We start from the raw sequence: 23,597 nt of genomic DNA, 5'->3' as shown, positions 1-23,597 counted from the left end.
ATTGTTCGGACTGTCTCTGACGAGCGCCGGTAACTCCGGATTACCGGAGCACGTCCAGTTGGTAGCGACAGACAGAGTCTCCGAGCAACGCCGATGCACTGGTGGGCGAATCGCTGAGACTCATCACGACAGCCACGGAAGGTCGAGCAGTTCCTGGGTGGACCCGACTGTCGCGATCGGATCGAACCGGTCCGGGTCCCCTTCACCGATCCAGACGGAAGCGGCTCCGACAGCGTTCGCTCCCGCAACGTCGGTTTCCAGCGAGTCGCCCACGTGGACGGCCGTCGACGGCTCGACTCCGAGGGTGGCAAGCGCCCGCTCGAACGGTTTCGGAGACGGTTTCGGCGGGCACTCGGCACCGGCGACGACGACGGCATCCACTCGCTCGCCCAGACCGAGCGCCGCGAGTTTCTTCCGCTGTGCGTCGGCCGCGCCGTTGGTGATGATCGCCGTCCGGTACCGATCGGAGGCGACGGACAGAACCCGCTCCGCGCCGGCTACAAACGCGACCCGGGACTGGTCGCGCTCGGCCTCGAACTCCCTCGCGACGGCCCGCCCGCGTTCGGGTTCGTGGCCGCGCTCACTCGCGAGCGTCGCGAAACACTCCTCGCGGAGTGTCGTCATCGAGTCGTATTTTGCTGCGAACTCGTCGTAGCGGTCGTAGTACTCACTGACGGGAAACAGCGGGTCGACACCGAGGTTCTCGTAGGCCCGCTGGAGCACCTCGCCGGGCGAACGCTCGTACTCCAGGAGCGTGTTGTCGAGGTCGAACGTGACAGCGGAGATGTCGTCTGCGATCATCGGCTTCCGTCCCTGCTTACCGAGTGCGGGGACATAGATATTGCTGTGGACGGGCCCCTGGTACGGCCCGCCGACGAATCGATACGTACCACGTATTTGTACCTGCGAACAGATGTCCCGGCTATGTCTCGACGAGATGATCTCGATCGGTTCTACGATCTACTCGGGAAAGTTGCCGCCCGGGTCGGCGGTCCCCGGCGGTTGAAGCGCTGCACCGGGTATATGGACTGGCCCGACCGTGGCGTCTACTTCTTTCTCGAACCGGGCGAGAGCCGATCTGAGAGCGATCAGTCACGCGTCACCCGCGTCGGAACACACGCCGTCTCGACGGGGAGCGGTACGTCGCTGTGGGACAGACTCAAACAACACTACGGGACCGGGAGCGGGAGCAGCGACCATCCCCACGGCGGTAATCACCGCGGCTCGGTCTACCGGAAACGCGTGGGCGAGGCGATCATCGCAAAGTACGATCTGCACGAGGAGTATCCAGCGTGGGACGACCGCTGGTCGAGCATCGACCGCGACCGCTCGGCGGTACGCGACGAGGAGTACATCCTGGAACGGCGCGTGAGCACGTACATCCGCGAGCAACCGTTTCTGTGGGTCGACGTCGACGACGAACCGAGCGCGGACAGTGACCGAGCGTACATCGAACAGAACGCCATTGCCCTGCTCAGCAACGTCGCGGAGGAGACAGTCGACCCGCGAGCCGACGGTTGGTTGGGGAAGTACAGCCGGAGCCGGGAGATTCGAGAATCGGGTCTCTGGAACGTGAACCACGTCGAGGATGAGTACGATCCCGCCTTTCTCGATGTCTTTGCGGACGCCGTGAAGCGGACCACGCCGCCCTGAGACTGGGTGAACCCGGAGAGGCAGTCGATTATTTTCCCCAGAAGGGGTCGCGGTTCCGATGCTTGTCGAGATACATCGAGAGCACTTCGCGTTCGTCGGCGGAGATGTCGTCACCGAGTTCCTGTTCGAGGATCTTGGCGTGTTTCTCCGGAATCTCGACCCACAGTTCGTCGCCCTCTTTGATCTGGCGGCCGACCGTCGGGCCGTCGATGGAGACGGCGACGCGCTCGCCGGTCCGAGCCTCGTCGACGTCCTCGCCCTCGTCCTGGATGGATTTGAGTTGGCCGACCCGTTCGGGTTCGTCGCCGTCGAAGTTGACGATTCGGGTGTTTCGCCGCAGGAGACCGCCGCGGATCTCGACGCCGACGACCGCGGGGTCGGACTGTCGGAAGGTGTGATCGTCGAGGATCTTGAACCGCGCCGGCCGGGTGATGTTCTCCAGAACCTGCTCCTGCTGGGCCCGCTCGATCTCCTCGACGTGCTCCTCGTACTGCTCGATCAGCCGGTAGATCACGTCGTGCTCGAACAGGCGGACCGACTCCTGTTCGGCCAGTTCGCGTGCATCGTCGAGCACGTCGACGTTGAAGCCGAGGATCGCCTGGTGTTTCTCGGTGTCGGCCGTCTCGGCCATCCGTACGTCTCGCGGGGCGACATCGCCGACCTCGGCGGACATGATCGGAATCTCCGCCTCTTCGAGCGTGCTCGCGAGCGCTTCGAGACTGCCGAGCGTGTCGGCTTTCACCGTGACGCCTTCCTCCTCGGTGGAGACCTGGATGTCTTCGAGTTCCGCCTTCACTTCGGCGACGACCTCCTCGATCGGACGGTCACGCACGACACGGACCGGCGCGCCGGCCATCGCGTCGTCGAGATCCGGCGCGGCGACTTTCACGCCCTGTGCGGCGACGACCTCGTCGACCTTCTCGAACTCGTCGTCGGAGCGGATCTCCGAGAGCGGTCGGGGTTGCAACAGCGCGCGTACGTCGGTGACGATCGGACCGGCCTGTCCGCCGACGACGATCTGGTCGTCCTCGCGGATCGTGCCGTCGTAGATGACGGCGTCGATCGTCGCGCCGAACCCCTGCGTATCGGTGACTTCCAGCACCGTCCCCGCCGCGGGACCGTCGACGTCGATCGCCATCTCCTCTTTCATGTACCGCTGGGAGAGCCCCATCAGGACGGTGAGGAGGTCGGGGATGCCCTCGCCGGTCTCCGCAGAGACCGGGACGACGCCGATGTTCGACTGGAAGTTCTGGACGCGCCAGTACATATCCGCCGAGAAGTCCTCGTCGGAGAGTTGCCCGATAATCTCGTAGAGGTTCTCGTTGAGGTCGCTCTGCACGCGGTCGCTCTGGGCCTCGATCGCGAGTTTCGAGGGACGGCCCTCCTCGGGGTTCCAACCCGGAACCGTGTCGATCTTGTTCGCCGCGACGACGAACGGCGTCGACGTGCGCTTGAGGATATCGACCGCCTCGTGGGTCTGTGGCTGGAAGCCGTCGTTGACGTCGACGACGAGAATCGCGATGTCAGCGAGCGCGCCCCCCCGAGAGCGCAGCGTCGAGAAGGAGTGATGGCCCGGCGTGTCGATGAAAAGCAGGCCAGGCAGATCGAAGTCGTCCGGGTCGACGAGGTCGCCGGCGATGCCCGAGATGACATCGAGCGGCACCGCCGTCGAGCCGATGTGCTGGGTGATCGCGCCGGCCTCACCCTCGCTCACTGCGGAGCCGCGGATCTGGTCTAAGAGGCTCGTCTTCCCGTGGTCGACGTGGCCGAGCACTGCGACGATGGGCGTCCGCAGCGAGGACGCCTCGCCCTGCTCGGTCTGGTGGTGTTCAGACATCCCGTCTCACCTAGAATTGGTAGATACCAGCCGTCGTTGCCATTTAAGTACATCGGCTCGCCCCTCGTCGGAGCCGGCGTCAGCCGGGTCGGCTCAGAAGTCCGGCAGATCGTCCGGGGCGTCGTACTCCGTCTCCCAGTCGATGTACTCGTCTTTCAGCACGTCACAGACGATCTGTCCCAGTTCAGTCAGCGAAGCGTTGATGCTCGATACCGTCCCCCAGGATTCGATGTCGGGATGGTAGTTTCGTTCCTTCCAGTTCTCCGGGATGCCGGGCGCGTGGTAGCCGACCCGCTCGGCGAAGGAGTCCCAGAAGAAGTCGAACTGCTGGATCATCTCCAAATCGAGCATGATCTCGAAGTCGGACTCGTCCATGTCGGTCTCCTCGGCCCACTGCCGAAACGCCTCCTCCCAGGCGCCGTCTTCGAGAAACTGCTCCAGTTCGTCGCGCTTGTAGTCGGTGTCGCCGACTACCTCGGCGTCGTCGTACTCGTTGGGGTCGATGCCCTCCAGTTCCGGAGGATCGGGGACGGCCACGTCCAGACTCATACCCGACAGTTGGGCTGGCGCGGTTATAAACTCCGGACTCTCCGAATCGAGCGCATGAACAAGCTAATACGAGTCTGCCACGAAGCGGGGATATGAGCAGGGACGCGCTCGAGCGCGAGTTAGCCGCCGTCGGGGAGCGGTTCAACTTCGGTGAGTACGAGACCGAGGCGTATCTCACGATTTTAGAACACGGCGACCTCACCGCCGCGGAACTCGCCGAGCGGACGGACATCCCCCAGCCCCGCGTCTACGATACGGTCCGCAGTCTGGCAGACAGCGGGTTGGTCGAACTCCACGAATCCCGGCCGATGCGCGTCATCGCGATCGACCCGGAGGACTCGTTTCGCGACGTTCGCTCTACGCTCGATGACCTCGTCTCCGGACTCTCCGAGCGGTACGTCACCCCCGCCCGGGAGGAGGAGGTCGTCTCGCTGGTCAAGTCCCGCCAGACGATCCTCCGGTACATCGAGGAGGTCATCTCCGAGGCCGAGTACGAACTCGTTCTGGCGCTGACGCCGACGCTTCTCGGCCGGTACGAGGAGTTGCTCGAACGGCGCCGCGAGGCCGGAGTCACCATCGAACTGCTCGTCGCGCCGGCCGCGGAGATTCCCGACCCCGAGGAGTACGATTACAGCCGCGTCGCCACGACGGCCCGCTCTCGCCGCGGGGTGACCACCCCCGTCGTCGCGGTTGCCGACGGGGAGTACTCGGTGTACAAGCCACAGGACGACGCCGGCAACGGCGAGGACCGCTACGGAGTTATTTTCAACCGGTCCGAACTCGGGTTTCTGGTGTCGGGGTTTCTCAACACCGTGGTCTGGAGTTCCGGGACGACGCTGGCAGACAGCCGGGACGACCGACCCTTCCCCCGCCGGTACGCGACGATGCGGCGCTGTGTCGGTGACCTCCTCGACCGTGACGAGCGGTTCTACGCGACGGTCCGCGGCCGTGCGGTCGAATCGGGAGACCACCGGACCGTCGCCGGCGAAATCGTCGACGTGTCGGTCGGCTCGAACCGGGAGACCGCCGCGATCACCGTCGACACGGGCGAGACCGTCGTCGACGTCGGCGGACGACTGGCCGCGCTCGAAGATATCGAGGCCTACGAACTCGCCGTCGGGCTCGAACAGCCGCCCGAACTGTGACCGCCGCCACAGAGTCATTCTCGGCAGTGATAGCGGGAACGGTAGCTACATACTCCCGAGACGCGACGTAGCTTGTATGACATATCGGATTCTCTGCGTGGATCCGGACGAGGGGGACCGGACGGAGGCAGTCGAACGGTTGCGCGAGGAGCTAGCTGATCTCGATCCCGTCTTCCAGACGGCCGACGACCTCGCATCGGCGACCGAGGCGCTGACACAGCACACCGCCGTGGTCGTTACGGAGTACGACCTGCCCGACGGAAACGGGTTCCAGGTGATCGAACAGGCGAACGAACGCTGCCCGGACGCGGGCGTGATCCTCTATACGGACACCGACCCGGATCTGATCGACACCGCGGAGCTACGCGGGGCCGTGACCGAGTACGTCGGCAAGGACTCCGTGTTCGGGACCGAGCGGCTCGCGGAACTGGTCCGAACGACCGTCGAGGAGCGGACCCAAAGCTCCTACCCGCTGCCGCAGACCGAAGACGAGCGGCTGGCCGCGCTCCACTCGTACGACCTCGACGAGCCGGCGCTGCTCGACTCACTCGACAGGATCACCGACCTGGCCGCGGAGCACTTCGACGTCGAGCAGGCCTCGATCAACATCATCAGCGAACACAGCCAGGACTTCCTGGCCTGTTACGGACGGGCCGAACAGTGGGAGTCGATGGACCGGGAGGATTCGATCTGTACGTTCACGATCCTCGAAGAGGACAACGTGATGACCGTCCCGGACGTGACCGAGGATCCGCGTTTCGAGTCCCGGAGCGAGACGCTGATCGAGATGGGGATTCGGTCGTACATGGGTGCGAACCTCGTCGCGCCGTCCGGGCTGGTGATCGGACCGCTGTGTGTGTACGACACGGAGCCGCGGTCGTTCTCGGCGGCCGACGAGGCGTACCTCCAGAAACTCGCGGCGACCGCGATGGATCTGATCGACCTACACGGCCGACTCGACGCGACGACGGAGGGGAAAGGATGAGCCACGAGCAGACCGGTTACGAGTTCGGGGAGTTGCCGATCGATCCCATCGAACCGGGGACGAGCGTCTTCGTGGCCGGGCCGGCGCTCAGCCCGGCGGAAGACCTCGCACGGTCGATGGTCGCCCACGGGACGAGTTCCGGGGAGGGTGCGCTGTTCATCTCGACGAATATGACCTGCAAGACGCTGTTGCAGTCCTGCGAACGCAGCGACCCCGGCGTCGACGCCACCCGGATGGGGATCATCGACTGCAGCGGCCAGGACATCGGGAACGCACAACTCGACGCGGAGGTCAAGTACGTCTCGACACAGAGCGACCTGACGGGCATCGGGATGAAGTTCTCCGCGCTGTACGAGTCGCTGTATCCGGCCGTCAGAGATGGGCGAGTCCGAACGGGCCTGATCAGTCTCTCCTCGCTGTCGATGTACGTCGACATGCGGGCGCTCTTCCAGTTCGTGCAGACGCTCTCCGGGCGTATCGACAGCGCGGACGGTCTCGGAGTCTTCGCAATCGATCCGACGACACACGACACGAAGACGGTCAACACGCTCAGCCAGGCCGCCGACGGCCGCATCGAGGTCCGCGAACCCGAGGAGGGCGACGACGAGGGAGAACTCCGGGTCCGGGGACTCCCGAACCAGCCGAACGGTTGGCAATCGTTCACACTCGCCTGAACCGGACGCCCGCCGGCGGACGGACCGGTGAGCAAGACGACGGCGTTACTGAGAGCTATCGCCTGCGTCGGGACGGACCGAGTGGGAAAACGTCGGCGCCAATCTATCTGACGAACAGAAGACGCCGTGGGCAGACCACTCCGAAATCACCAGTCGAGGGGCCTCCATTATTCAATTTTCATCAAAACCGGCAATATTACCGAACAATGTCTATTTTACTGGGCGAATTACTAAATATGTATTATACCGTGTACCGAGTGGATGTCGGATCATCGGCTCGTTTCACAGAATCAGCAGCGTATCGAGGCAACAACTAGCGCAGAGATTCCGCCCGTCGGGTTCGGGACGTATCAGACTGGCGGCTACAAGTGCTACAACGCCGTCGCGAAGGCACTCGAAGCGGGATACCGGCATATCGATACCGCGATGGCCTACGACAACGAGGCCGCAGTCGGTCGGGCCATCGATCAGTCGTCGGTTTCCCGGGAAGACGTGTTCCTGACCACGAAGATCAAGGGGTACACGGAGCTTCTGGAACACGACCGGTTACTCGAAGCCGCAGACGGCTGTCTGGAACGGCTGGACACCGATTACATCGACCTGCTGTTGATACACTGGTGGAATCCCGACGTCGACATGGAGGAGACCTTCGCCGCGATGGACGAACTCGTCGACGCGGGGAAGGTCGACCACATCGGCGTCAGCAACTTCTCCGTCGACCAACTCAAGCAGGCGATGGAGTTCACCGACGCGCCGATTTTCACGAACCAGATCGAGTACCACCCGTACTGGAGCCAGCCCGAACTGCTCAGTTTCTGCCAGGAGAACGATATCGTACTGACCGCGTACAGCCCGCTGGCCGAGGGACGGACCGTCGACGACGGGACCCTCGGAGAGATCGGTAGCCGCTACGGGAAGACACCTGCGCAGGTCAGTATCAGGTGGCTGATCCAGCAGGAGAACGTCGTGACGATCCCGAAGTCCGTCACGCCCGAGTACATCCGGGAGAATATCCGGGTCTTCGATTTCGAGCTTACTGACGCGGAGATGCGACGGATCACGGAGTTAGAGGGACCGTTCTGGTACCGGCAGAACCGACAGGGCGGCGAGATTCACAAGGTGCGCGGACTCGTCGGCCCGGTGGTCGACCGAGTGACTCCGGACCGGTTGGTCTCGTTCGCCTGAACCCGGGGAGTGCGGTCGGGCGTGAAGGGCGAGAGCCTACTCCTCGTCAACCCGCTCGACGCCGGTCCCCGCTTCGACGGCAGAGAGGTCGATCTGTCCGCTCGGCAGCGAAACCCCCTCGTAGGGATCATCAGCGAGCAGAAGTGAGCCGTCCAAGTCGGCGTACTCGACCAGCGGTGCGAGATGGCACGCGCCCGCCAGCGAGGCCATACTCTCGACCATACAGCCGAGCATGACCTCCAGTCCGTGGGCCCGTGCGGTCTCGATCTGACGGATCGCGGGCCGGATACCGCCGCATTTCATCAGTTTCACGACGACGATATCGACCGCATCCGCGACGGCTGGAACGTCCTCGGCTGTCACGCAGGACTCGTCGGCGGCGACCGGGAGAAAACCCGCGTCTCCGACCCGAGCGAGGCCCGCGTGATCCTCGGCCGCCACGGGCTGTTCGACGAACTCCACGCCCGCGTTGGCGAGCCACTCCATCTTCTCGATTGCCTCCTCGGGCGTCCACGCACCGTTCGCGTCGACGCGGATCCGAGCCTGTGGGGCTGTCTTCCTGATCGCGTCGATCCGGGCGCGGTCGTCGTCGGTGCCGAGTTTCACCTTCAGGATCGGGTAGCCCGCTCCGGCGGCTTTCTGTGCCGCGCTCGCCATCCCGGCCGGCGAGTCGATTCCGACGGTGTAGGAGGTGGCCGGCGCGGCGGCGGGGTCGAGACCGAGACGCCGGTACAGTGGCTCCCCCGCCTGTGTCGCCGCCAGGTCGTGTATCGCGACCGACACCGCTGCCCGCGCGGCGGCCTCCCCCGGAGCGTGCTCGCGCATCGCTCGCTCGACCGTCTGTTGTCGGCTCGGATCACCGACCTCGGCCGCGATGTCGAGCAACTCCGGCAGCACAGATTCGGCGCTGTCGGCGCTCTCGCCGTAGTATGCCGCGGGTGCGGCCGCGCCGATCCCGCGCCGGCCGTCCTCGTCGGTGAGTCGGACGACGACGACCGTCGTCGTCTCGCTGCTGCCCCGGGAGATGGTGAAAGAGCCGTCGACGGGAAGCGTCAGGCGCTCGGTGTCGGTCGCGACGATCCCGCTCATGCCAGGTCAGCGAACGGCCCGTCACCGGCCGCTTCGAGGCGCTCGAACTGCTCGTCGGAGAGATCGACCGTCGCCGCCCGGAGATTCTCCTCCAGTTGCTCGACGGTGCGAGCGCCGACGATGGGCGCGGTCAGATCCGGATGGGCGCGCTGGTAGGCGAGTGCGACCTGTGCCTCGGAGGCGTCGACCTCCTCGGCCACCTCGCGGACGACATCCAGCGTGTCGAAGTTCTCCTCGGTCAGGTACCGATCCTCCCAGCCGTCGGTGTCGGAGGCCGTGGAGTCCTCGGGGGTTCCCTCGCCGCGTTCGTACTTGCCGGTGAGAAAGCCCTGCGCGAGCGGGCTCCACGGGAACACCGCGAGGTCGTGTTCGCTGCAAAAGTCCATGTACTCGCCCTCGATCTCGCGGTCGACGAGGTTGTACCGCGGCTGTGTCACCGTGAACGGTTCCCAGCCGTACTGGCGAGCGAGTTCGTTCGCCTCGGCGATCCGCCAGGTGTTCGGGACGAACGTCGACGCGCCGAGGTAGTTGACCTTGCCGTCCTGCACGAAGCCGTCGAGCGTCCGCATCAGTTCGCGGGCCGGCGTCGCCTCGTCCCAGCGGTGGATGTAGAGCACGTCGAGGTAGTCGGTGCCGAGGCGGTCGAGCATCAGGTCGATCTGCCGCCGGAGATGTTTCCGGCTGAGGCCGTTGCCGTTGGGGTCGTCCTCTCGGGTCGGCCAGTAGATCTTCGAGGCGATGACGAAGTCCTCGCGGTCGCGGTCTTCGAGCCACTCGCCGATCCACTGCTCGCTGTCGCCGCCGCCGTACACGTCGGCGGTATCGATGAAGCGACCACCGGCGGACTCGTAGGTGTCGAGCAGTTCGTGCGCCCGCTCGCGGTCGGTCTCCAGGTTCCCCTCTGCGGTCTCGCGGCCGAACCGCCAGGTTCCGAAGGCAATCTCGCTCACTTCCAGTCCCGTGCGACCCATCGGTACGCTGTCGATGATCTCGTCCATACTCGGAGATGCACCCCCACGATGTAGAAACGTACGGATTCGAGTTTCGAACGAGTGGTCGTATTCCTGACAGTAGCTTTATCGCACTCCCGAGTGTGGACTGGCACATGGCTTCACAGTTCGTCGAACTGGAGTGGGATGGAGACGTCGCAACACTGACTGTCGACCGACCGGAGGCGCTCAACGCGCTGAACGTCGAGACGCTGGAGGAGATGGGCGAGGCGATCGAGGAGGCCCGGGAGGGCGAGGCCCGCGTGCTCGTCGTCACCGGCGCGGGAGATGACGCCTTCATCGCCGGTGCTGACATCGCGTACATGAGAGACCTCTCGACGGAGGAGGCCCAGGCGTGGGGAGCGCTGGGCCACGAGGTCGCGGATGCCCTGGCGACGTTCCCCGGGGCGACGATTGCCGCGGTCAACGGCTTCGCCTTCGGTGGCGGCTGTGAGATGGCTATCGCCTGTGATCTCCGTGTCGCCAGCGAGTCCGCCGTCATCGGCAACACAGAGATCGATCTGGGCATCATCCCCGGCTGGGGCGGGACACAGCGACTCCCGCAGTTGGTCGGCGACGAGACCGCCCGGCGCATGATCTATCTCGGCCAGCGGCTGGACGCCGAGACGGCCCGCGAGGAGGGGCTCGTCGGGGAGGTCGTTCCCGACGACGAACTGGCCGAGCGAGTCGACGAACTCGCGACGGAACTGGCCGAAAAGCCCGCGTTCGCGCTGCAGGCCGCGAAACAGGCGATCGGACAGCAGGCACAGGCCAGCCAGACCGCCGGCCTCGAGTACGAGCAACGCGCGTTCGCGAGCCTGTTCGGGACGCCGGATCAGCGCGAGGGGATGGCCGCCTTCGTCGAGGACAGGGAGCCGGAGTTCGAGTGATCAGACGACGGCCCCGGACTGCAACAGCACGATCAGGCCGGTCAGGGTGACCAGACTGGCGAGCGTGCTGACCAGGATCGTCGTACTGACGTAATCGGCCGCCGACAGCCCCGTCCGGTCGGTGCCGAACTCGATGGTGAGCATCAGCGGCGTGATCGCGGCCGGCATCGCGCACTCGAGGACGAACACGCGGCCGACGGTCCCGGTCAGGCCGAGCGCCAGCGCGATACCGGCGGCGACGACCGGCGCGACGAGTAGCCGTAATCCGGCGGCCGGGAGGACGCGCCCGACGGTTCCGCTGCCGCCGGAGTTGGTGAGTTGGATGCCGAGCAACAGCAACATTACCGGAATGGCCGCGTCGCCGGTGAGGCGGATCGTCTGCATGACGGCCGTGTCAGTCGCGGGTGCGAGATCGAACGCCCGGACCACCATCGCGGCGGTGACGGCGTACACCAGCGGCAGACGAAAGACCTTGCCGAGCGCACCCCGCATCGACCCCGCCTGGCCGCGGGAGGCGACGTAGACGCCGACCGTGTACATCAGAACCGACTGGACGGCGATGTAGAGGACGGCCGTGCTCCGCCCGAGCGCGCCGAAGGCGAACGCCGACAGCGGGATACCGTAGTTGCCCGCGTTCGAGAACGTACTCGTCAGGACGAACGCGCCGAGAATCGGTTCCTCCTCGCCGAGCAGTCGGCCGGCCCCCTCCGCGAGGCCGACGATGACGGCGATGAAGCCGACGATACCGACGACCAGCCGCGCCACCGTCGGCCCCGCAATCGGGGTGGTCACGAGGCTGTAGAAGATCAGCGCCGGGGCCAGCACGTAGATGGTGACCGTCGAGAGGGTGTCCGCCTCGACATCCTGCACCGAGCCGAGGACGTAGCCGACACCGGCGACGGAGACGACCGGCAGAATGGCCGACGTGAGCACCGAGAGCAGCGACACGGTTGGGCCTCAGCAGACGGCTGTAGTCAACAGTTTCGATCCCGTCGGGCGACCGCTCACTCTGCGAGCTCTTTGATCCGGACGTAGGTGCGCGTCGCGGCGGCGAAACCACAGGCGATGAGACCGAGCGAGCCGAAAATGGCGACCCACAGCCCCGCCGCCGGGTCGAAGGCGGCGGGGGTCGCCGCGAACGGGCCGATTTCGACGAGTTCGCTCCGCCCGTCGGCGTCGATGACCGCCCACGCGATCAGCGCCGCGAAGCCCGAGCCGAGCCCGAGCACGCCAACGGCGAACTGCCAGAAGGCCGTCCACCGGAGGGCGGCGACCAGCGCCGCACCGACGGCGACGGCGACGACGAGTTCCGGAAAGAACCCGAGCTGTCCGGCCGAGATCGATCCCTGGACCGTCGTACTGACGTTGACGACGCCGCCCTCGCCGATACGCTGTCCGATCCCGTCGACGGTCGCCCACGGGAGGAGATAGCTCGCGGCCATCGCGAGACAGCACAACAGCGTCCCGGCCCTGAACGGATCGAGTTCGTTCGGGTCGACACCGACCAGCGACTTCGACATGTGGGGAGCCACCGGCCGCCGAGAAATAACGCTTGCCTCTCTCAGGCGAATAGCTGGCGGGCGTCGTCGAGTGCCTCGACCAGCGTGTCGATTTCGGATTTCGTGTTGTAGATGTAGAAGGAGGCACGGGCCGTCGCCGCGACCCCGAGTTTGTCGTGCAGCGGCTGCGTGCAGTGGTCGCCGGCACGGACGGCCACCGCGTAGTCGTTGAGAATCTCCGAGAGGTCGTGGGCGTGGACGCCCTCGACGTTGAACGAGACGAGTCCGCCGCGGTGCTCGCCCGCCGGCGGGCCGAAGACCTCGATGTCGTCGAACTCCGCGAACCGGTCTAAGGCGTACTGTGCGAGTTCGTTCTCGTGGCGCTCGACGTTCTCCATGCCGATGTCGTCGAGGTAGTCGGCGGCTTCCGCGAGCGCGATGCCGCCGGCGATGATCGGCGTGCCCGCCTCGTACTTCCAGGGGAGTTCGTTCCACGTCGCGTCCTCGAAGGTGACTTTCGTGATCATGTCACCGCCGTAGAGGTACGGCTCCATCTCTTCGAGGATGTGCTGTTTGCCGTAGAGGACACCGATTCCCGTCGGGCCGCACATCTTGTGGCCCGAGAAGGCGTAGAAGTCGGCGTCGATCGCCTCGACATCCACGGGTCGGTTCGGGACGGCCTGAGCGCCGTCGACGAAGATGTACGAGTCGTGGTCGTGGGCGATATCGGCCAGTTCCTCGACCGGGTTGATCGTCCCGAGGACGTTCGAGACGTGGACGACGGAGACCATCTCGGTGTCGTCGGTGATGAGTTCGCGGGCGTGATCCATGTCGAGGCGTCCGTCCTCGTCGATGCGGATGTACTTGACCTCGGCACCGGTCCGCTTGGCGATCTGTTGCCACGTCACGAGGGAGGCGTGGTGTTCCATCTCCGTCAGCACCACCTCGTCGCCGGGACCGAGTTCGTTCAGCCCCCAGGCGTAGGCGACGGTGTTCATGCTCTCGGTGGTGTTTTTCGTGAAGATGACCTCCTCGCGGCCGCCGGCACCGATGAACTCGGCGACGCGGTCGTGGGCCTCCTCGTAGGCGATGGAGGCCTCCTGAGAGAGTTGGTGTAGTCCCCGGTGGACGTTGGCGTTCATTTCCCGGTAGTAGTCCGCGATGGTGTCGATCACCTGGTCGGGCGTCTGCGTCGTCGCGGCGTTATCGAGATAGACGAGTTGCTGGTCCCCGAACTCGCGTTCGAGAATCGGAAAATCGGCGCGGATCGCCTCGATGTCGAGGATGTCGGGCTCAGTCGTTGCCATTACCAGTACCAGGGGACGAACGGACAACATTATTTCGGTTTGCCGAAAACAAAGTTGTCCGCACCCTTCATATCGGGGGTCGGAGAGGCTCTCGGTGGTTTCATACCCGGGGACTCGTAACGGACGGGCATGACGACCGTTTCGGTCGAGACCGGGGCACGTCTGCACTTCGGCTTTCAGAACCTCTCGCTGGCGCACGAACGGCTCTACGGGGGCGTCGGCGTCGGACTCGCAGAGCCGGGACTGACCGTCCAGGCCGAACCGGCCGCCGCGGTCGAGTGTTCGGAGACGCTCCGTCCGTACGTCGAGCAGGCCGTCGATGCCCTCGGTGTCGAGGGCGCGGCCGTCGAACTGACGGAGGGGTACGACCGCCACGTCGGTCTCGGCAGCGGCACACAGATCGCGCTCGGCGCGCTGGTCGCCATCGCCCGGGCGCACGGGGAGCGGGTCGACCCCCGGGCGCTGGCCCCGCAGTTGGGTCGCGGGGGACGGAGCGGCGTCGGCGTCGCAGTCTTCGAGTCCGGCGGCTTCGTCGTCGACGTCGGCCACCCGACCGAGCGGTTCACGACCGCCCCGCCCGGCCCCGGGTCGTGGACCGTCCCCGAACCGCTCGGCCGGTGGACGCTGCCCGACTCCTGGCGGTTTCTGCTGGTGACTCCGGACGAGTCCCCCGGCCGCAGCGGCGAGGAGGAAGACGAGAGCATCCGGACTATCGTCGAACGCGCCGACGGCTCGATTGCCGACGACATCGCGACGCTGCTCACCCGGCGGCTCCTGCCCGCGGTCGTCGAGGGTGATCTCCCGGCGTTCGGTGCGGCGGTCTCGCGGCTGGGCCGGCTCAACGGCGCGTGGTTCGCCGACGAGCAGGGCGGTGTTTACCGGCCGCCAGCGGGCCAACTCATCGACCGGCTCGGCTCCAGTCAGGCCGTGTTCGGAACGGGTCAGTCCTCGTGGGGGCCGACGGTTTACGGCGTCACCGACGCCGACCACGCCGAGCGCGCGGCGGCCGCGGGCGAGCGGGCACTCGCGGAGGGCGGGCTGGACGGCGAGGTTCGGATCGTCGCGCCCAGCACGTCGGGCGCACAGATACAGGAGTGATCAGTCGTCGCTCGGTTCGGGGCCGGAGTCGTCCGCCCGGAACCGCTCGTGGGCGGCCGTGAACTCGCTGTCGGCCTCCGTGAGGTCGTCCCACTCTGTGAGGCCGCGGCTCTCTCTGGAGCCCGGGATCGTGATATCCAGGACGAATCCGACGATACCGCCGACGGCGATGCCGGTCGTCCCGATGACGAACACGATCTGTGCGACCGGTTCGAGGCCGACGACCGTGCCGAGATAGGGGACGGCGCCGATCGCTTCGAGCGCCGGGCCGACCACGGCGACACCGGCGAGGGCGGATTCGATGGCCGCCGCCCCCTCCCCGCCGGCGAAGTTCTCGATCAGCGTCGGGATCGAGAGGCCGCTGAGCAGCGTCGTCCCGACGATGAAGACGTTCCGGTTCTCGTTGAGATCGACGTACTGGAGCTGTGAGAGGCCGATACCGATGATCTGGGCGAACATCACGACGAACAGGCCGCCGACGATCGGGTCCGGGATCGTCGTGACGACGGCCCCGACGACGCCGACGAAGCCGGCGATCAGCATCACGACGGCCCCGACCTGGACGACGAACCGGGAGGCGACGCCGGTGATCCCGATTGCGCCGATGTTCTCGGAGTAGGAGGTCGAGCCGTTGCCGGTGCCCATGATGCCGGCGAAGACGTTGCCGAACCCTTCCATCGCGAGCCCGTGGTTGATCCGCTTGCCGCTCGGTGCCCGCTCCTCGGAGATCCGAGCCACCGCGTAGTAGTCGCCGAAGCTCTCGACCATCGAGGCGAGCACCCCGGCAAAGATGCCGATCACGAACGAGGAGGTGAACTGTGGCATGCCCCACTGGAAGGGGACGATCGGCTGGACGAGCGCGACATCCGAAATACCGGAGAGGTCGACGTACGCGTTCGAGGTCGGTTCGATCACGCCGCCGACCGACAGCACCGCAGCGAACAGCCACGCCCCCGCGAGCCCGATCAACACGGGGTAGAGCCTGAGTGTGCTGCTGTACTCGCTGAGATACTGCGAACAGCCGATGATGAGTCCGAGCGTCAACAGGAACAGCCAGAGGCTCTGTGTCTCGGGATTCGTGATCTGTGGCACGTCGAACAGCGCGAGTCCGACGAGCGCGATGACCGGCGCGATGACGACCGGACTCAGGTATCGTTTCAGGCGGCCGAACAGACCGAGGTAGCCGATCACCACCTGTGCGAAGCCGGCGACGATCATCGCCCCCTGGAGTTCGACGATCATCGTCTCCCAGCCCGCGCCGCTGGCCCGGAGAACGCCGATGATCGCCAGCGCCGGTGCGAGGATCGCGAAACTCGCGCCCTGAACGAGCGGGTAGCGGTTCCCGATAGTCGTCTGGGCGAGCGTCGCGACGCCGGAGACGACGAAGAAGGTGCCGACGAGTCGGGCCGTCGCGTCGGCGGGCATCCCCATCGCTCCCGCCAGGACCAGCGGGACCGCGATGTTCGAGCCGATCATCGTCAGGTAGTGCTGGAAGCCGAGCAGGATCGACTGCTCGATCGGTGGTTTGTCGTCCATGCCGTACTCGACCGAGCCCGATCCCGGGTCCGGGACCGCGGGACCGCCCTCGGTCGTCGCCTCCGACCCGCCGTCTGTCCTGACGGTCGCGTCTTCGGTGGAGCCAGCGCGTGAGTCGTCCATTGCTGCTTTCCAGTATCCGATCAGACGCGGATAAACGTTGGCTCTCGGCTCGCTCGCCGGGCGATTTTTACGACGCGGGATGCTGAGAGGGGAGTATGGAGCGGCTACCATTCGGGATCAATCGGCTCGACAACACGATCGGCGGGGGCGCACCCCGTGGGAGCGTGGTGCTCCTCTCGGGGGAGGCCGGGGCCGGTGCCCGGGAGTTCATGTTCACGACCGCGGTCATGAACGGACTCGCCAGCGTCGGACACGACACGTTCGATCTCCACTACGGCGATCTGTCGGACAACGCGACGCTCCCGGAAGAGATCCACTACGTCTCCTTCACCGCCGAGGAGGACCAGTTGCGCAACGAGATTGCGATGACGATGGACGAGGAGATTGCCGACTCGGGGCTGGAATCCGTCGAGTTCGAGTCGCTGTCGAAGAACTTCTTTCACGTCAGTCCGGTGCCGCGGGACTGGTACGCCGAGGAGACGACCGACATCACCAGCCTCCGGAAGCGCCACGAGGACAGAGAAGGGCTGTTGAGCGCGCTCGGGGGCACGCTCAACGACCGCGCGCCGGGCAACCTGGTCGTCATCGACTCGCTGTCGGATCTGGTCAGTACGGTCGGCGACGACGAGGGGATGCAGTGGTCCGACGTGAGCTACATCGTCAAAGGGCTGGAGAAGGCGAGCTACAACTGGGGCGGACTCATTCTCGTCCACGTCAACCACGAGACGCTGACCGACACGCAACACGGCCAGTTGATCGACGCCTGCAGCGGAACCTTACAGTTCGAGTGGGAGACCGGCGGCTCGAACCGGGCGCGGACGCTCGTCGTCAAGAACTTCCGGGGCGTGCTCTCACAGATCGAGGCCGAGAACATCGTCAAGTTCGAGACCGACTTCGGGGACGCCGGTTTCGACATCAGCGACGTGCGGAAGATCCGGTAGGCCCTCGGTAACGAGAGGTGAAATCGGCGGCAAACGCTTAACTATCCGGTCCGAAAAGTACCGGGTATGGCGAGCGAGTCGAGCGGTGAGCAGACGATTTCGATCACGCTGCCGGCCGATCTCGACGAGTGGCTCGATCAGCAAGCCTCGGCCGCGGAGGTGGACCGCGACGAACTGCTGGTCCAACTGCTCAGCGCCTACCGGATGACCGCCGAGGAGGAGGGGGGTCCGGAGGCCGACTCGCTCGGACTCACGCAGTCGGAAATCAGCGACGCCGTCCGCGCACAGGTCGACGAGCAGTTGGCGGCACGGCTCGACGGCGAACTCGAATCGCGCATCGAGACGGTCGCGGAGGAGGTGGTGACAGACCGGCTCTCGGAGGCGACGAACTCGGTCCAGCGACAGCTCTCGAACCGGATCGACTCGGTCGAGTCGGAGTTCGACGAGAAGATCGACGACGTGCGTGACCGGGTGATCCAGATCAAACAGGAGACCGACGGCAAGGCCCCGGCCGATCACACGCACCCGCAACTGGACGCGATTCCGAAACTCGAACAGCGCCTCGCCGACCTGGAGGCGGAACTCACGGAGCTACGCGAGGAGGTCAGCGATCACGTGCCGGAACACGAGGAGCAGATCGGTGAGATCGACGAGCGACTCGACCGGATGGAAGACCGCTTGCAGACCGTCGCCTGGGTGGTCAGTGATCTCCGCGAGGCCCGGGAGTCGAGCGGCGGGTTGGAAGCCGTCGAGCGGATCAAACGCGCGGCCGCGAAGGCGGACATCGAACGCGCGAACTGCGAGAACTGCGGCGAGGGAGTGACCCTGTCGCTGTTGACCGACCCCGAGTGCCCGCACTGCTCGGCGACGGTGACCAACGTCGAACCTGCGAACGGGTGGTTCGGCAGTCCGACGCTTCTGACCGCCGCGCAACTCGAATCCGGTGAGCGACAGTGAGCGACGACGACCCCGACGACCCGTTCGAGCGGCTGGACGACGCGGTTGCCGACCGCGACGGCGACCCCTTCGAGGCACTGGATGAGGGCCGCGAGCAGTCCGCGGCGGAGCAGTCCGGCCGGGAGGAGCCACCGGAGGAGTTTGGCGAACCGTTCGACAGCCGGGACTCCTCGGAGCCGTCACGAGCGGCGGAAGGCGACGGATCTGACGAACCCACGACTGGGTTCGGACGGGCCGAGCAGGACCCCAGCGGCAGCGACTCCGGGGCCGGCCCCGAGCCGAGGGAACCGTTCGAGGAGATGGAATTCGACGTGGGTCGGCGTGACGGGGAGAGCCTGCCGGAGGACGAACTGCTGTCTGACGTGGGACAGCGCGACGGCGATCCGTTCGACTCGTTTCGGGACGCCTTCGACGAGATGGACGTCGACAAACTCGATCCGGATGTCGTCTGGCAGGAGTTGGCGAGCGCGGAATCGCGGGGGTCGGTGGGGGACGCGCAGAGCCGGACCTACGCCGAAGTCTCGAAGCACAGCTACTGCGAGCAGTGTCCCCACTTCTCGCCGCCGCCGGATGTCACCTGTACCCACGAGGGGACGGAAATCGTCGAGTTCCTGGATATGGAGACGGTCAGAGTCGTCGACTGCCCGGTCGTGACCGAGCGGGAGAATCTCGAAGACGACGACGGGTTCGGGACCGGGTGAGAGACAGGAAAGATTGATTTGGCCGATAGCCCGAACTAGCAGAACATGCAATTCTGCGACGACTGCGGTTCGATGATGAAAAAACAGGACGGCGTCATGGTCTGTACTAGCTGTGGTGCGAGCGCCGAGCAGACGGTCGACTCCGAGGAGTTCGTCTCGACGACCGAACAGTCCGGAGAGGAACTGATCGAGACCGAGGAGGACGCGAACTTCGAGGGGAAGCCGACCGACGACGACGTGACCTGCGAGGACTGCGGCCACGGCGAAGCGTGGTACACGATCAAACAGACCGGCTCCGCCGACGAACCCCCGACGCGCTTTTTCAAATGCAAGGAGTGCGGCAACCGCTGGCGAGACTACAACTGAGCTTCCGGAGATCACTGGATTCTTTGCGCTCAGCCCCGGAGGTCGGATGTGAGCCAGTCAGGCGACACGTCCCGTCGCGTCGAGGTCCACCCGGGCAAGGAGGCCGTCGTGGAGTTCGACCCCGAGTTGACCTTCGAGTGCGTCGAGGAGTGTACGTGGTGTTGTCACCACGGCGTCCTGCTGTACGAACCGGACTTTCTCGAACTCGCGAACTGCGCGTCGCTGTCGGAGGCCACGACGCAGGTCCGCGGCGAGGATTTCATCCGGAAGGAGGAGAAAGACCGCGAGGACCACGTCGGCGAGGACGGCGAAGCCTGCTTTTTTCTCCGGGATGACGGGCTCTGTTCGCTCCACGCGGAGGAGGACTGGAAGCCGGCGCGCTGTTCGGTCTTCCCGCTTTCCGTCTCCGTCGAGGACGGCGACATTCACGTTTCGGTGCGAGACTCGGCCCACGAGCACTGCGAGGGGCTGAACGTCAGCGAGCGCCGCGTCGTCGACCACCTCGACGCGTTCCTTCCCGCCGTGCTCTGGGACCTCGACGACCCGGAGACCCGCCGGGAGCTGTGAGTTGCCCCCGCGTCTGATCTATAGAGGAGTATGTTCCGCTCCCCCGTGGTAGCTGGCAACACGATCCAGTACCACCAAGCATATATACTGGTGTGTCATACCATAGCATGTATGGCCCAGTCTCAGGCTGAAGACGATGTGTTCGACGAATTCCTGTCGCAGCGTGGCTACGAGACTAGTGACGCGGGATGGGAAGACAACTACAACAAGAAACAGTGTCCCGACTGCGGGGGGCTTCACGACGCCGACGCGACACACTGCACAGTCTGTGGCTGGTCACCGGTATAACGCCGCATCACGCTTCTTTCTCACTCGGTCAGTCGCGCGATAGCGACAGCTCCGCCGTCGGAATCAGTAGTTGATCGGACCGCCCTGGTCGTCGGAGGTGGTCCGCGGCATGATGATGTCCGTGCCGACTAACTCGGAGACGACCTCCTCGACTTCTCTCGGGCAGTGTCGACCCTTGAGTGACTGGCCGTCCATGAGCACCTCACAGCAGTCGTCGTAGCCGTGTTCAGCGACTTCCTCCTCGCTGTACTTGTGGGAGGCCCGCATGATGAAATAGCAGTCGGTGCCCTGACCGGCGAAGACCCACATCCGGAAATCGAGCGGTTCGGGATCTCGCGCGACGACGTAGGTGTCCGGAATCGTCTCCGAGGCCTCCGCGTCGAACAGCCAGATGTCGAGTTCCTCGGTCTGACGGTGTGGCTCGCCTTTCGGCTCTCGCGGTGCCGGGTCGTCCGGGCCGATGTCGTTGTGCCGTCTGTAAGTGTCGAGATCGTCGACGCCAACCATTGGCTCGACCTAGCCGCCAGGCGTGAATATAGCTTGCGTGTCCGCCCGCTCGGGCTCGCCCCCTGCAATAACGTTTATAGCCCCGCAGTCAGATTGGTCGGACGTGGACGACCGCAGTATCGAAGACATCCTGGATACCATCGGTGACCAGCACGCTCGGGAGGTGCTGGCCGCGATCAGCCGGGAGCCGAAAGCCGCGAAGGCGCTCGCGGAGGAGTGTGATCTCTCGCTGCCGACCGTCTATCGGCGCATCGAGATGCTCGACGAGTACGACCTCGTGACCGACGAGACACTCGTCGCCGAGGACGGCAACCACTACAAGGTGTACGAGTCGAACTTCGAGAGCACCGTTATCACCCTCGAAGACGACGAGTACAAGGTGCGCATCTACCGCGAGGAGAATCTCCCGGATCGGTTCAGCCAACTCTGGGACGATCTGGGCGCGGAGTGACGTGTAGTCACGCTTATTACAGCCGTTGCTGTAGTACCGCTGAATCGATGGTCGATGTCGAGCCACTGGCGAGGATCCTGCTCACGCTGATGCGGTTTACGGTGTTTGGGTTGACGCTCGGGATCACGCTCATCAGTTTTCAGGCCTACCAGCAGAAACGGACCGAGCGGTTGCAGTACGCGTTCGTCGGCTTCGCGTTCATCAGCATGGGGGTCGCGATCAGCAGCGTAATCACCCAACTCGGGGCTGACGCCGACGATCTGATCCTCCTGTTCTTCCAGATGGTCGAGACGGTGCCGTTCATTATCGGCTTCAGTATGCTGTATCTCTCCCTCTATCGGTAGTGAAAATCGAGTCGCGTCGTTTATGAACCCCCGGCGTCATTTAGTGTCTAATGACCAACGAAACGGAGGTTGTCCGTCTGTTTGGCGGTCCCGGAAGCGGGAAGACGACAGCCTTGCTCGATAGGGTCGAGGAGCTGATCGAATCGAACGACGACCTCGATGTTCGTGATATTCTGGTCGTCTCCTACACCCGAGCGGCCGCGGCAGAGATCCGCGAGCGACTGGCGGAGCGACTCGACACGACGCCCCGCGCACTCCGCGGGAACGTCAGCACGATGCACGCGAAGGCGTACGATCTGTTGAATCTCTCTCGGAGCGACGTCGTCGGCGAATCTGACAAGGAGGAGTTCTGCGAGGAGTACGGCCTCGAGTTCGAGGACGAGTACGAGGGGTCACGTCGGCGGTCGGCCCGCTCGACGACTCTCGGAAACAAGGTCATCGCGACGAGCCAGTGGCTCCAGCGGACCTGCCGCGACGTCGAGGACTGGTACGACGTGCCCTTCCAGTGGGACGAAGAGGAGGTCCGTCTCCCGCCGGAAATCGACGACAACGCACAGACCGGCAACAAGTACACCCCGACCTGGCCCAGCGACGACGACCGCCTCGACATCCCCGAGGCGATCCGCGCCTGGCGCAACTGGAAGGGGAGCAACGACATCGTCGGCTTCGCGGACATGCTCGAGCGCGTCCACCAGCGGTCGCTGCTGCCGAGCGTCGACTATCTCATCATCGACGAGTTCCAGGACATCACGACGCTGCAGTACGAGGTCTACGCCGAGTGGCGTCCCCACATGGACCGGGTGCTGATCGCCGGCGATGACGATCAGGTCGTCTACGCCTGGCAGGGCGCCGACCCCGACCTGCTGCTCGAAGAGGACGTCGACGACGACATCGTACTACCGAACTCGTATCGCCTGCCCTCCCGGATTCTCAACGCCGTCAACCAGGAGGTGAGTCACATCGAGAAACGCCAGGAGAAAGACCTCGAACCGCGAAAGGAAGGCGGGACCGTCGAGGCGCTTCGGAACCGCTCGATGCTGGATCTCTCTCGGGAGGTCCGTGGCACCGTCGAGGAGACCGACGAGACGGTGATGGTGCTGTTCCGGGCGCGGTACCAGATGTTCCAGTTCATCGACGAGTTCATCGACGAGGGGATCCCGTTCAGTTGCCTGACCGACCAGCGGATGTGGACCGACCGGCTCACGCAGTACGTCGAGGGGATCGAAGCCCTCGCCGCCGACGAACCGCTGACCGGGCTGCAGGCCCGTCGGCTCGCCGACATGCTCGCTGACTCGGCGTTCGGGACCGGCGAACGCGACGACTTCTTCGACGAACTCGATGCGATGGAAGAAGAAGCCGACGTCGACGACCTGACGAACCTCGACGTCGACCCCGAGGTCGTCCGGGAACACGCGCCGTTCGCGCCGGACCCGCCGGCCGCGGCAGATATGCTCCGGAAGGTGACGAGCTTCCAGGAGCGCAGCGTCGACGCCTACTTCAACGGCCCGTACCAGGGGATGGAGCACGACCGCGTTCGGCTGGGAACGATCCACTCCGCGAAAGGTCGTGAGGCCGATCACGTCTTCGTCGGGACGGATCTCACCGAGAAAGTGGTCGAGCAGATGGCCGCCTCCATCGAGCAAGGCGAGACGGAGATTCCCGGCTCGGAGGAGTTCACCAAACACACGAGTCCCGTTCCGGTGCTGACGGACAACGAACGCCGCGTGTTCTACGTGGGAATGTCCCGCGCCCGCGAACGGCTCGTCCTCCTCGAAAATCTCGTCGACGGCGCGCCGACGCTCCCGGTCGACGTGCTGTTGCACAACGAACTGACCGAAAAGAGCCTGGAAGATCTGATCGCGGAGATCCAGGAAGCCCCGACGCCGACGCAGTAGGGGTCGGATCGTCACCTTTTC

Annotated in this window: 26 protein-coding genes; 16 read left to right on the top strand and 10 right to left on the bottom strand. The window is 65.1% G+C overall.

Annotation, left to right across the window (positions count from 1 at the left end):
- Positions 1-123: 123 nt before the first annotated feature.
- Positions 124-801 (bottom strand): HAD family hydrolase, encoded by a 678-nt coding sequence (locus tag GRX03_RS04755; RefSeq protein ID WP_159763004.1) that lies wholly within the window; start codon positions 799-801, stop codon positions 124-126.
- A 123-nt stretch (positions 802-924) separates the two neighbouring features.
- On the opposite strand from GRX03_RS04755, the gene GRX03_RS04750 reads away from it, so the two are divergent.
- The gene (locus tag GRX03_RS04750; protein ID WP_159763003.1) at positions 925-1,653 is read left to right on the top strand and encodes a hypothetical protein; all 729 of its coding nucleotides are present in this window, start codon (positions 925-927) and stop codon (positions 1,651-1,653) included.
- A gap of 28 nt (positions 1,654-1,681) precedes the next feature.
- Here the strand turns inward: GRX03_RS04750 and infB are convergent, their stop codons facing one another.
- A complete protein-coding gene (gene infB, locus GRX03_RS04745) occupies positions 1,682-3,490 on the bottom strand; it encodes a translation initiation factor IF-2 (protein ID WP_159763002.1) in 1,809 nt (602 codons plus the stop codon).
- A gap of 93 nt (positions 3,491-3,583) precedes the next feature.
- A complete protein-coding gene (locus GRX03_RS04740) occupies positions 3,584-4,039 on the bottom strand; it encodes a hypothetical protein (protein WP_159763001.1) in 456 nt (151 codons plus the stop codon).
- A 92-nt stretch (positions 4,040-4,131) separates the two neighbouring features.
- On the opposite strand from GRX03_RS04740, the gene trmB reads away from it, so the two are divergent.
- The 4 genes from trmB (at position 4,132) to GRX03_RS04720 (ending at position 8,028) form a co-directional block, all read left to right on the top strand.
- Positions 4,132-5,184, top strand: a complete 1,053-nt coding sequence (gene trmB / locus GRX03_RS04735) for an HTH-type sugar sensing transcriptional regulator TrmB (protein ID WP_159763000.1) — start codon at positions 4,132-4,134, stop codon at positions 5,182-5,184.
- Positions 5,185-5,260: 76 nt separating this feature from the next.
- Positions 5,261-6,169 carry a GAF domain-containing protein gene (locus GRX03_RS04730; RefSeq protein WP_159762999.1) on the top strand — a complete coding sequence of 303 codons (909 nt, stop codon included), beginning with the start codon at positions 5,261-5,263 and terminating at the stop codon, positions 6,167-6,169.
- The gene (locus GRX03_RS04725; RefSeq protein WP_159762998.1) at positions 6,166-6,843 is read left to right on the top strand and encodes a DUF7504 family protein; all 678 of its coding nucleotides are present in this window, start codon (positions 6,166-6,168) and stop codon (positions 6,841-6,843) included. The genes GRX03_RS04730 and GRX03_RS04725 overlap by 4 nt, the downstream gene beginning before the upstream one ends.
- 261 nt (positions 6,844-7,104) lie before the next feature.
- Positions 7,105-8,028, top strand: a complete 924-nt coding sequence (locus GRX03_RS04720) for an aldo/keto reductase (RefSeq protein ID WP_159762997.1) — start codon at positions 7,105-7,107, stop codon at positions 8,026-8,028.
- 36 nt (positions 8,029-8,064) lie between these two features.
- Here GRX03_RS04720 and GRX03_RS04715 read toward each other — a convergent pair whose 3' ends face one another.
- Together GRX03_RS04715 and GRX03_RS04710 are read right to left on the bottom strand one after the other, a co-directional pair.
- Positions 8,065-9,108, bottom strand: a complete 1,044-nt coding sequence (locus tag GRX03_RS04715) for a dipeptide epimerase (RefSeq protein WP_368278065.1) — start codon at positions 9,106-9,108, stop codon at positions 8,065-8,067.
- Between the two features lie 5 nt (positions 9,109-9,113).
- Positions 9,114-10,115 (bottom strand): aldo/keto reductase, encoded by a 1,002-nt coding sequence (locus GRX03_RS04710; RefSeq protein ID WP_159762995.1) that lies wholly within the window; start codon positions 10,113-10,115, stop codon positions 9,114-9,116.
- Positions 10,116-10,222: 107 nt separating this feature from the next.
- Here GRX03_RS04710 and GRX03_RS04705 point away from each other — a divergent pair, with 107 nt between their 5' ends.
- Positions 10,223-10,996, top strand: coding sequence for an enoyl-CoA hydratase/isomerase family protein (locus tag GRX03_RS04705; protein ID WP_159762994.1), 774 nt, complete (start codon positions 10,223-10,225; stop codon positions 10,994-10,996).
- Here GRX03_RS04705 and GRX03_RS04700 read toward each other — a convergent pair whose 3' ends face one another.
- The 3 genes from GRX03_RS04700 to GRX03_RS04690 are packed head-to-tail and all read right to left on the bottom strand — an operon-like array spanning position 10,997 to position 13,802.
- Positions 10,997-11,944 carry an AEC family transporter gene (locus tag GRX03_RS04700; RefSeq protein WP_368277983.1) on the bottom strand — a complete coding sequence of 316 codons (948 nt, stop codon included), beginning with the start codon at positions 11,942-11,944 and terminating at the stop codon, positions 10,997-10,999.
- A 56-nt stretch (positions 11,945-12,000) separates the two neighbouring features.
- Positions 12,001-12,516 carry a hypothetical protein gene (locus GRX03_RS04695; protein ID WP_159762993.1) on the bottom strand — a complete coding sequence of 172 codons (516 nt, stop codon included), beginning with the start codon at positions 12,514-12,516 and terminating at the stop codon, positions 12,001-12,003.
- Between the two features lie 41 nt (positions 12,517-12,557).
- Entirely contained in the window at positions 12,558-13,802 is a 1,245-nt protein-coding gene (locus tag GRX03_RS04690; protein WP_159762992.1) for an aminotransferase class V-fold PLP-dependent enzyme, read from the bottom strand.
- A 129-nt stretch (positions 13,803-13,931) separates the two neighbouring features.
- Between GRX03_RS04690 and GRX03_RS04685 the strand changes: the two genes are divergently transcribed.
- Positions 13,932-14,900 (top strand): beta-ribofuranosylaminobenzene 5'-phosphate synthase family protein, encoded by a 969-nt coding sequence (locus GRX03_RS04685; protein WP_159762991.1) that lies wholly within the window; start codon positions 13,932-13,934, stop codon positions 14,898-14,900.
- Here GRX03_RS04685 and GRX03_RS04680 read toward each other — a convergent pair whose 3' ends face one another.
- Positions 14,901-16,559, bottom strand: coding sequence for a uracil-xanthine permease family protein (locus GRX03_RS04680; RefSeq protein WP_159762990.1), 1,659 nt, complete (start codon positions 16,557-16,559; stop codon positions 14,901-14,903). It lies immediately after the preceding gene.
- 95 nt (positions 16,560-16,654) lie between these two features.
- Between GRX03_RS04680 and GRX03_RS04675 the strand changes: the two genes are divergently transcribed.
- From GRX03_RS04675 to GRX03_RS16500, 6 genes are all read left to right on the top strand, one after another.
- Positions 16,655-17,500 carry an RAD55 family ATPase gene (locus GRX03_RS04675; RefSeq protein WP_159762989.1) on the top strand — a complete coding sequence of 282 codons (846 nt, stop codon included), beginning with the start codon at positions 16,655-16,657 and terminating at the stop codon, positions 17,498-17,500.
- Positions 17,501-17,566: 66 nt separating this feature from the next.
- On the top strand, positions 17,567-18,457 hold the full coding sequence (locus tag GRX03_RS04670) for a hypothetical protein (protein WP_159762988.1): 891 nt from the start codon (positions 17,567-17,569) through the stop codon (positions 18,455-18,457).
- The gene (locus GRX03_RS04665) at positions 18,454-19,158 is read left to right on the top strand and encodes a hypothetical protein (RefSeq protein WP_368277981.1); all 705 of its coding nucleotides are present in this window, start codon (positions 18,454-18,456) and stop codon (positions 19,156-19,158) included. The genes GRX03_RS04670 and GRX03_RS04665 overlap by 4 nt, the downstream gene beginning before the upstream one ends.
- 45 nt (positions 19,159-19,203) lie before the next feature.
- Positions 19,204-19,524 (top strand): transcription factor S, encoded by a 321-nt coding sequence (locus tag GRX03_RS04660; protein WP_159762987.1) that lies wholly within the window; start codon positions 19,204-19,206, stop codon positions 19,522-19,524.
- A gap of 48 nt (positions 19,525-19,572) precedes the next feature.
- Positions 19,573-20,091: a hypothetical protein gene (locus tag GRX03_RS04655; RefSeq protein WP_368277980.1), complete on the top strand. Its 519-nt coding sequence runs from the start codon at positions 19,573-19,575 to the stop codon at positions 20,089-20,091.
- Between the two features lie 111 nt (positions 20,092-20,202).
- The gene (locus GRX03_RS16500; protein ID WP_201289172.1) at positions 20,203-20,379 is read left to right on the top strand and encodes an HVO_0416 family zinc finger protein; all 177 of its coding nucleotides are present in this window, start codon (positions 20,203-20,205) and stop codon (positions 20,377-20,379) included.
- A gap of 63 nt (positions 20,380-20,442) precedes the next feature.
- Here the strand turns inward: GRX03_RS16500 and GRX03_RS04650 are convergent, their stop codons facing one another.
- Entirely contained in the window at positions 20,443-20,886 is a 444-nt protein-coding gene (locus tag GRX03_RS04650) for a hypothetical protein (RefSeq protein ID WP_159762986.1), read from the bottom strand.
- Between the two features lie 103 nt (positions 20,887-20,989).
- Here GRX03_RS04650 and GRX03_RS04645 point away from each other — a divergent pair, with 103 nt between their 5' ends.
- The 3 genes from GRX03_RS04645 to GRX03_RS04635 are packed head-to-tail and all read left to right on the top strand — an operon-like array spanning position 20,990 to position 23,576.
- Entirely contained in the window at positions 20,990-21,337 is a 348-nt protein-coding gene (locus tag GRX03_RS04645; protein WP_368277977.1) for a winged helix-turn-helix domain-containing protein, read from the top strand.
- Positions 21,338-21,384: 47 nt separating this feature from the next.
- Positions 21,385-21,681 carry a DUF7521 family protein gene (locus tag GRX03_RS04640; protein WP_159762985.1) on the top strand — a complete coding sequence of 99 codons (297 nt, stop codon included), beginning with the start codon at positions 21,385-21,387 and terminating at the stop codon, positions 21,679-21,681.
- A 50-nt stretch (positions 21,682-21,731) separates the two neighbouring features.
- Complete coding sequence (locus GRX03_RS04635; RefSeq protein WP_159762984.1) at positions 21,732-23,576, top strand: UvrD-helicase domain-containing protein; 1,845 nt, start codon at positions 21,732-21,734, stop codon at positions 23,574-23,576.
- Positions 23,577-23,597: the final 21 nt, after the last annotated feature.

Origin of the sequence: Halovenus carboxidivorans (assembly GCF_009831575.1) — an archaeon.
Classification (GTDB): Archaea; Halobacteriota; Halobacteria; order Halobacteriales; family Haloarculaceae; genus Halovenus; species Halovenus carboxidivorans.
Note: the sequence above shows the minus strand (reverse complement) of the source record. Positions and strands in the feature narration are given on the sequence as shown.

Coding starts and splice junctions, on each gene's coding strand:
- GRX03_RS04750 (WP_159763003.1), top strand. CDS start 925: ATGTCTCGACGAGATGATCTCGATCGGTTCTACGATCTACTCGGGAAA.
- GRX03_RS04725 (WP_159762998.1), top strand. CDS start 6,166: ATGAGCCACGAGCAGACCGGTTACGAGTTCGGGGAGTTGCCGATCGAT.
- GRX03_RS04670 (WP_159762988.1), top strand. CDS start 17,567: ATGGCGAGCGAGTCGAGCGGTGAGCAGACGATTTCGATCACGCTGCCG.
- trmB (WP_159763000.1), top strand. CDS start 4,132: ATGAGCAGGGACGCGCTCGAGCGCGAGTTAGCCGCCGTCGGGGAGCGG.
- GRX03_RS04680 (WP_159762990.1), bottom strand. CDS start 16,559: ATGGACGACTCACGCGCTGGCTCCACCGAAGACGCGACCGTCAGGACA.
- GRX03_RS04755 (WP_159763004.1), bottom strand. CDS start 801: ATGATCGCAGACGACATCTCCGCTGTCACGTTCGACCTCGACAACACG.
- GRX03_RS04675 (WP_159762989.1), top strand. CDS start 16,655: ATGGAGCGGCTACCATTCGGGATCAATCGGCTCGACAACACGATCGGC.
- GRX03_RS04690 (WP_159762992.1), bottom strand. CDS start 13,802: ATGGCAACGACTGAGCCCGACATCCTCGACATCGAGGCGATCCGCGCC.
- GRX03_RS04740 (WP_159763001.1), bottom strand. CDS start 4,039: ATGAGTCTGGACGTGGCCGTCCCCGATCCTCCGGAACTGGAGGGCATC.
- GRX03_RS04640 (WP_159762985.1), top strand. CDS start 21,385: ATGGTCGATGTCGAGCCACTGGCGAGGATCCTGCTCACGCTGATGCGG.
- GRX03_RS04660 (WP_159762987.1), top strand. CDS start 19,204: ATGCAATTCTGCGACGACTGCGGTTCGATGATGAAAAAACAGGACGGC.
- GRX03_RS04705 (WP_159762994.1), top strand. CDS start 10,223: ATGGCTTCACAGTTCGTCGAACTGGAGTGGGATGGAGACGTCGCAACA.
- GRX03_RS04695 (WP_159762993.1), bottom strand. CDS start 12,516: ATGTCGAAGTCGCTGGTCGGTGTCGACCCGAACGAACTCGATCCGTTC.
- GRX03_RS04710 (WP_159762995.1), bottom strand. CDS start 10,115: ATGGACGAGATCATCGACAGCGTACCGATGGGTCGCACGGGACTGGAA.
- infB (WP_159763002.1), bottom strand. CDS start 3,490: ATGTCTGAACACCACCAGACCGAGCAGGGCGAGGCGTCCTCGCTGCGG.
- GRX03_RS04730 (WP_159762999.1), top strand. CDS start 5,261: ATGACATATCGGATTCTCTGCGTGGATCCGGACGAGGGGGACCGGACG.
- GRX03_RS04650 (WP_159762986.1), bottom strand. CDS start 20,886: ATGGTTGGCGTCGACGATCTCGACACTTACAGACGGCACAACGACATC.
- GRX03_RS04685 (WP_159762991.1), top strand. CDS start 13,932: ATGACGACCGTTTCGGTCGAGACCGGGGCACGTCTGCACTTCGGCTTT.
- GRX03_RS16500 (WP_201289172.1), top strand. CDS start 20,203: ATGGCCCAGTCTCAGGCTGAAGACGATGTGTTCGACGAATTCCTGTCG.
- GRX03_RS04635 (WP_159762984.1), top strand. CDS start 21,732: ATGACCAACGAAACGGAGGTTGTCCGTCTGTTTGGCGGTCCCGGAAGC.
- GRX03_RS04720 (WP_159762997.1), top strand. CDS start 7,105: ATGTCGGATCATCGGCTCGTTTCACAGAATCAGCAGCGTATCGAGGCA.